The organism is Salinivibrio sp. MA427, from assembly GCF_001996115.1.
GTDB classification, from domain to species: Bacteria; Pseudomonadota; Gammaproteobacteria; order Enterobacterales; family Vibrionaceae; genus Salinivibrio; species Salinivibrio costicola.
This window is the reverse complement of record NZ_MUFH01000220.1, coordinates 1-5,911: the sequence shown is the minus strand read 5'-3', so window position 1 is coordinate 5,911 and position 5,911 is coordinate 1. Positions and strand designations below refer to the sequence as shown.

The 5,911-nt window shown below is 49.1% G+C and carries 4 protein-coding genes and 1 pseudogene; 1 reads left to right on the top strand and 4 read right to left on the bottom strand.

The genetic code is table 11. The features are described 5' to 3' along the window. Positions 1-82: 82 nt before the first annotated feature. The 3 genes and pseudogenes from BZG79_RS12115 to BZG79_RS12105 all read right to left on the bottom strand — a co-directional run bounded on the left by BZG79_RS12115 (position 83) and on the right by BZG79_RS12105 (position 4,462). Entirely contained in the window at positions 83-1,276 is a 1,194-nt protein-coding gene (locus tag BZG79_RS12115) for an amino acid aminotransferase (protein WP_077774492.1), read from the bottom strand. A gap of 83 nt (positions 1,277-1,359) precedes the next feature. Then, positions 1,360-2,740 (bottom strand): annotated as a pseudogene (gene asnS / locus BZG79_RS12110) (asparagine--tRNA ligase). 102 nt (positions 2,741-2,842) lie between these two features. Continuing rightward, entirely contained in the window at positions 2,843-4,462 is a 1,620-nt protein-coding gene (locus tag BZG79_RS12105) for a methyl-accepting chemotaxis protein (protein ID WP_077774491.1), read from the bottom strand. A gap of 263 nt (positions 4,463-4,725) precedes the next feature. On the opposite strand from BZG79_RS12105, the gene queD reads away from it, so the two are divergent. Beyond that, the gene (queD, locus tag BZG79_RS12100; protein ID WP_021022792.1) at positions 4,726-5,088 is read left to right on the top strand and encodes a 6-carboxytetrahydropterin synthase QueD; all 363 of its coding nucleotides are present in this window, start codon (positions 4,726-4,728) and stop codon (positions 5,086-5,088) included. A 187-nt stretch (positions 5,089-5,275) separates the two neighbouring features. Here queD and queE read toward each other — a convergent pair. Then, the coding region (gene queE / locus BZG79_RS12095; RefSeq protein ID WP_108743287.1) for a 7-carboxy-7-deazaguanine synthase QueE at positions 5,276-5,911 on the bottom strand (636 nt) is incomplete at its 5' end.

Below are 5,911 nucleotides of genomic sequence, written 5' to 3'. Positions count from 1 at the left end.
GTTAATAAATTGTTTAAATATAAATGCCGCCAACAAAAAAAGGGCCTAGCGGCCCTTTGTTTCATTTTTAAGACAGCGACGCTTAGTCTAAAACCTTTGCGATCGCAGTGCAAAGTGGCACCATATTAGTGTGCGTCATACCCGCAACATTAAGCCGACCGGAACCGACAATGTAGACACCATGATCAGCCTTTAATGCATTCACTTGATCCTTATTCAGCCCTGAGAACGAGAACATACCGTTTTGTTGCTCAATAAAGCTAAAATCACGTGAGACGCCTTGCGCTTTGAGTGTWTTGACAAATTCCGTGCGCATGGCTTTAATGCGGTCTCTCATCGTCGCCAATTCTTGTAACCATTCCGCCTTGAGCGTTGGGTCATTCAGAATCGTCGTTACCACCGCTGCGCCATGGGCAGGTGGGTTAGAGTAAATCACTCGGGCGATACTTTTAACTTGGCTAAAGGCGGTGACCGCTTCTTGCTCTTGACGGCCGACCAGTGTGAAGGCACCAACGCGTTCGTTATATAAGCCAAAGTTTTTCGAGAATGAGCTTGCGATCAGCAGCTCTGGGCAGACGTTAGCGAAAATACGCAGACCGACTGCGTCTTCTTCTACGCCTTTGGCAAAGCCTTGATATGCAAAGTCAAACATAGGCAGTAAGCCTTTACGTTGGCAGAGATCTGCCAAGGTTTGCCATTCTTGCTCGGTAGGATCGATACCGGTTGGGTTATGACAGCAGCCGTGGAGTAGCACGACATCGCCCGCTGCCGCTTTCTCGAGATCAGCGACCATCGCTGAAAAATCTTTGTCATTTTTGGCCGGATCATAATAGCTGTATTCTGCGAGAGTTAAACCTGCCGCGGTAAACACGCCTTTATGGTTAGCCCAAGTTGGGTTACTGATCCAAATGGTGACATCGCCCAGGTGGCGTTTAATAAATTCACCTGCTAAGCGAAGGGCGCCGGTGCCGCCGGGAGAATGTGCGGTTTGTGCGCGTTTGTCTTTAATGACATCCGCATGCTCACCAAAAAGTAATTGCTGAACGGCAAGGCCATATTCGGCGGTGCCTGGAATGCTCAAATAAGATTTGGTGGTTTCTTTATCGAGTAGTAGTGCCTCGGCTTTTTTTACTGAGGTTAAAACGGGCGTTTCGCCGTGCTCGTTTTTATAGACCCCGACCCCGAGGTTAATCTTATCTTCACGTGGATCCGCTTTAAATTCTTCAGTTAGCCCTAGGATAGGATCAGCAGGTGCCGCAGAGATTTTCTCAAACATTGGTGTCGTCCATGGTTATGATGAATGAAAGCTAAATGCAAATAAAAGGCTGCAACCTGCAGCCTTTGGATAAGTGTATCTATTTAGAAACTGGCATTGCGTGGTGAGCGAGGGAATGGGATCNCCCGTCACGTATGAAACCAGACGCTCGAAGCCCAGACCGAAACCAGAGTGAGGGACAGTGCCATAACGGCGAAGATCGCGGTACCACCAGAAATCTTCTTTTTCTAGCCCCATTTCTTCAAGGCGTTGGTCGAGCACATCTAGGCGCTCTTCACGCTGAGAGCCGCCGATGATTTCGCCGATACCTGGTGCGAGTACGTCCATCGCAGCAACGGTCTTACCGTCATCGTTCATACGCATATAGAATGCTTTAATGTCTTTCGGGTAGTTTTTTACCACAACCGGTGCATTAAAGTGCTCTTCTGCTAGGTAACGCTCATGCTCAGAGGCTAAATCAATGCCCCACTCAACGGGGAATTCAAAAGTTTGGCCGCTGTTTTGCAAAATAGTGACCGCATCGGTGTAATCCACTTGCGCAAAGTCGGCGTTGACGAATTTCTCCAAACGAGTCAGAACATCTTTATTGATCCGCTGTTCAAAGAACTGCATGTCATCTTTGCGCTCATCCAACACGGCCTTGAAAACATATTTTAACATGGCTTCTGCAAGCTCGGCAGAGTCATCAAGATCGGCAAACGCCACTTCTGGCTCGACCATCCAGAACTCAGCCAAGTGACGGCTAGTATTGGAGTTTTCTGCACGGAAGGTGGGAYCAAACGTATACACTTTACTGAGTGCACAGGCGTAAGTTTCGGCATTTAACTGACCCGATACGGTCAAGAACGCTTCTTTGCCAAAAAAGTCTTGATCGTAATCGACTTCGCCTTGTTCGGTTTTTGGCACATTGGCCATGTCTAGGGTAGACACCCGGAACATTTCCCCCGCACCTTCACAATCCGACGCTGTGATCAGCGGTGCAGACATCCAGTAATAGCCTTGCTCATGGAAAAAGCGATGAATGGCTTGTGAGAGCGTATGACGTACACGTGCAACGGCACCAATTACGTTCGAACGTGGGCGGAGATGCGCCACTTCACGCAAGTACTCAATCGAATGGCGCGTTTTCGCCATTGGGTACGTGTCTGGATCGTCAACCCAACCAACGACCTTCACTGCCGTTGCCTGAAGCTCATAGGCTTGACCTTTTCCGGGCGATTCAACAACCTTACCCGTGACCTCAACGGAGCAGCCTGCGGTCAGGCGCAGAACGTCTTGCTGATAATTATCCAGCTCATTAGGGACCACGGCCTGAATAGGGTCAAAACAAGAACCATCGTAAATGGCAAGAAAAGAAATACCGGCTTTGGAATCTCGGCGTGACCGGACCCATCCACGCACAGTCACTTCAGTGTCGACTGCCGCCTTGCCGCGCAGGACGTCTACTACAGGCGCGTATGTCATAATTCGCTTCTATCTCCGTTTAGGTAATGCGGCCAACGGGGTGTGACCGCATCAGTGATTTTGCAAGTTAGACTAGCAAGTTTACCTGTATCCTGTATAGCTTCAAGGTTTGAGCGTGTCTGAGAGCTGAAATTGGCCAATTAACCCTTCAAGTTGTTCAACCAGCTGCTCGAGATTTGCACTAATCGCTTTCACCTCATTAGCATTGGTTGCGGTATCGTTGGCGTGACTTTGAATACGACCCACTTGAGCGAGCAAGGCATCGGTCATTTGCGCCTGGTGATCACTTTGTTTGCTGATGTCATTGGCGTTGTCGTTGACCGTTCTAACTTGGTCGGCGATATTACCCAAAGCGGTAGAAAGTTCCGTCACGGTTTCTGCACGTTGATTAGCACTTTCACTGGTCGCTTCAACCGCTTGCGCAGAGGCTTCACTGCCTGCACACAAGTTTTCAATGATGGTTTGGATTTCACCAGTGGCATCATGGCTACGACTGGCAAGGTTGCGTACTTCGTCRGCAACCACCGCAAACCCCCGGCCTTGTTCTCCGGCGCGAGCGGCTTCAATGGCGGCATTCAACGCCAGCAAGTTCGTTTGCTCGGCAATTTCCCGGATCACGCTGAGAATCGTCGTTACTTGCTGGCTTTGTTGGTTAACATCCAATATTTGTGTGCGTACTTGGCCAATATCAGCCACCAACTTACGAATGTCATTGGCCGCGACATTCGCCAGATCACTGCCCTGATTGGCACTGCCTGCGGCAGATTCACTCAATTGCGCCGCTTCTTGAGTACGATTTTGAATGTCGTGTTGATGCTGCTGCACATCATCGATGGCTGAAGACATGTCATTGGTTTCGTGACGTTGGCTATCAGCTAATTGATCGGTATGGCTTGAGACACGGATCAGATTCATGGCCTCAGCAGACAGGGTTTCTGAGGTGCGCTGAACTTGTTGCAGGCTGGCAGCAAAGTTATCAAGCAACTGGTCGCAACTATTGCACAGTTCACCAATCTCGTCGTCACGGGTATTGTTGAGGCGCTCGGAAAGATTTTTGTCGTGGCTGGTGCGTTTCATAAAGGCAGAGACGCGCTTAAGCGGGGAGACTACCCAGCGGCGAATCACAGTGAGTGAGATTAAAAATCCAATCACAGCGATGCTGCCCATTATCCCAGCGGTAATTAACATTTCTCTATCGATGGTGCTATACAAAGGCTCAAGATCATACTCGAGCCGGATAACACCGAGTACGGTGCCTTCCTCTGCTACGTGGCATTGCAGACAATTGGTGCCGCGATAATCGCTGCTCGCTTTCATCGGCAGGGCGACCACCAATCCTTTTCCCGCATCAGCATCAAAGGTTTCGACAATGGTTTCACCTTTGAGGGAACGTTGGTCAATGGCATCCTGGGCAGATTGCTCAGGGTTTCCTGGGCCAAAAAAGCGGGTAATTGCCTCTCCACGGATCACGCGAGCGTCGTCGATGCCTTTGTGTGACAGCATTTTCTCTCGCAACGTATTACGCTGGCTGATGGTGCCGGTGAGCATCAGCATATTAAGGCTATCAAAGTAGTTGGACGCTTTATCTAAGGTTTGCTCGCTGACAATCGATGTCATCAAGGCTTTTTGTTGATGCGACTGATAGGCCAGCGAGGTGGCGAGCACAAGAGCGAAAACAAAAAAAAGAGCAAGAAGAATTTTGCTCGCAAGGGTCATACGCATGAGTCAACCATTTGTTATTAATTTATAGAGTTATCAGTTCTAGCCTGTAGCGACTATGTTAAACCGAGAGCGCACTTGTGGCGGTATCCTCATATAAAATGTGTGATTTCATCGACGTAAATCGTCCTAATAATGAGACGGAATCCCGTATTGCGAGGCATTCTGGCCGCACAGACTAACGGGTGTGGTCAGATGAATGCGTTTGAGTCGGCCAGCGAATTTAAGTAGCATGCGGCCTCTTGTTGTTGTTGGAATGAAGTAAAATGACCACTGAGTTGTTTAAAGAATTTACCTTTGAGGCGGCACACCATTTACCGAATGTGCCAGAAGGCCATAAATGTGGACGTTTACATGGGCATTCATTTACGGTGCGTTTGTATGTAGAAGGCGACGTTGATCCGTATACGGGGTGGGTGATCGACTTTGCCGAAATAAAAGCGGCTTTCAAACCGATTTATCAGCGCCTGGATCACTACTATCTCAATGACATTGAAGGGCTAGAAAATCCAACCAGTGAAGTGCTAGCACATTGGATTTGGCAACAGGTAAAACCGAATCTGCCTTTGTTAAGCCAGGTCATGGTGAAAGAAACTTGTACCGCAGGTTGCACTTATCGAGGTGAGTAACGAAACTCGACGTGAGTAACAATACTCGAGGTAAATAAGAAGCAGTCGAGAGAAATAAAAAAACGCCGAGTAGCAGTGTCCAGCTTTATGAGGTCACTTCAGTACTCGGCGTTTTTTGTCGCTTTTCGACGTGTGCTTTGCTCCATGACGGCGCGATTTATCTTGCCACCGTCCTCGTCATCGTCACTTAGGCGATATTCAAATACTTGTGTGTTTGCACGGATAAACGCCAGCCGCGCGCAATGCAGGTGTCGATGCAAAGTTTGGTTGCACGTGGCTTTTGGCTTACCGGCTGCAGCGCAATGGTTGCACCAGGAGAGGCTGGGCAGGTCTCAAGCAGAGTCTCTAATTGTGTAATGTCCTTTTCTGTCCCCACCGGATGTTTTATCTCATTGGCTCGCGCCATCGCACTGGCGAGAACGGGCAATTTACCGCGCATATTGATTTTGGGCGACACCGTTACCCAGGTGGCTTGGCTCGCATAGACCGTATAGGTGCCACTGGTTTCAATTTGGCATTGGCATCCAGCCTCTTCCAAGGCTTCCGTTAAAGGTACCAAATCATAAAGACAGGGTTCGCCCCCGGTAATCACGATATGCTTAGCGTGATAGCGTTGCGTGATTTCAGTGACGATATCTTCGGCTCCTAGCCAGCACCAAGTCGGTGAATCCTCTGACTTATCAATAATAAAGATCTTATCTTGCTGATCCTTATCATCCGTTTCCCAGGTTTGCTTAGTATCGCACCAGGCACATCCTACTGGACATCCTTGCAAGCGGACAAAAACCGACGGAACCCCTGTGAAGGTGCCTTCGCCCTGGAT